The sequence below is a fragment of the Microcystis sp. LEGE 08355 genome (assembly GCF_015207185.1).
Lineage (GTDB): Bacteria > Cyanobacteriota > Cyanobacteriia > Cyanobacteriales > Microcystaceae > Microcystis > Microcystis panniformis.
On record NZ_JADEXI010000908.1, the window covers coordinates 1 to 1,227 of the forward strand.

General features: G+C 46.1%; 1 protein-coding gene. It reads left to right on the plus strand.

What is annotated here, in order from left to right:
* The first annotated feature begins 155 nt into the window (after positions 1-155).
* The gene (locus tag IQ242_RS25155; RefSeq protein ID WP_193961832.1) at positions 156-1,181 is read left to right on the plus strand and encodes a metal-dependent hydrolase; all 1,026 of its coding nucleotides are present in this window, start codon (positions 156-158) and stop codon (positions 1,179-1,181) included.
* The last annotated feature ends 46 nt before the right edge of the window (positions 1,182-1,227 follow it).

Below are 1,227 nucleotides of genomic sequence, written 5' to 3' on the forward strand. Positions count from 1 at the left end.
AATGATGCCCATCTGAAACATAAAAAAGAACTGGATTCCTTGCTAACTCTACGATTTCAGAAGTTTAATAAATCTCAGATTATGAACGTCTAAAGTATATATCGGAATCGGCCTAAATCAAGCCGCCAGAAAAAAACCTTTAGGAAAAAAATAATATGATGGCCCTCACCCACGCCGCCCTATCCGTGGCGGGAACCACTCTACTATTAGGCGAAATTACGCCCCTAGGTCTTGGATTATCGATCGTTGGCTCCCAACTTCCTGATCTCGATACCACTAAGTCAATGATGGGCAGAATTTGTTACCCGATCGCATCTTTCATAGAACAAAGATACTCACACCGAACCATCACCCACTCACTAATGGCGACGGGGATTATCGCGCTGATCTCTCTACCGATCGCCTATTATTTCTCCCTGAAACTTTGGCTATGCCTACCATTGGGGCATTTACTATCCTGTTTTTCCGATACCTTTACCAAGGAAGGTGTGGGCTTATTTTACCCCTCACCCGTGCGGGCGATCTATGGGAATAACCCTAACTTCCGACTGCGGACTGGCAGCACGATCGAGTATTGGGTGCTAGGTCTAGCACTATTACTCTCGATCTGGTCAATCAATCTGCAATCATCAGGAGGATTAATGCTCTCATTCAATCAATTGCTAGGGGTTAAAGAGGGCGTGGAAGCCGCGTACAATCGATACGGAGCGGATCATCATATCTGGGTAAACATCCAAGGAAATAAGGTGAGCGATCGAGCCTCGATCGATAGTCGATTCTTTCTGATCGCCCAGGAGGGAACAGATTTTATAGTACAAAATGCCAAGGGAATCTACAAAACCGAGGATCAAATCACCATCAGCCGGATCACCGCCGAGACAGGAAAGACGGCCACCACCAGGGAAAAGGTGATTAATTTTAATGATGATGAGATAACAGGCATCCTCGAAGCGATAAACGATCAGGCAAGCGGCATCTATCTAAGCGGCAAGCTGGAAATAGATGAACCCGATGACATTCTCAACACCAACCCGCCAGACCAGTACCCGATCCTATCGAAATCTGGAAACTTGATCGATCTTTCCTACTGCCCGATCGAAAAAGCGATCGAGATTTTATCGGGACAATTTGCTTACGGAACCCTGACAGCACGAATCATCACACCAGCCCCCTTCCACTGATATGATCCGATCTATTCTTCTCGCTGTACTACTAACCTGTCTCTTA

What these genes read in the sequence shown, in the direction of transcription:
- IQ242_RS25155 (WP_193961832.1), top strand. Translation starts at nt 156, where the DNA reads ATGATGGCCCTCACCCACGCCGCCCTATCCGTGGCGGGAACCACTCTA.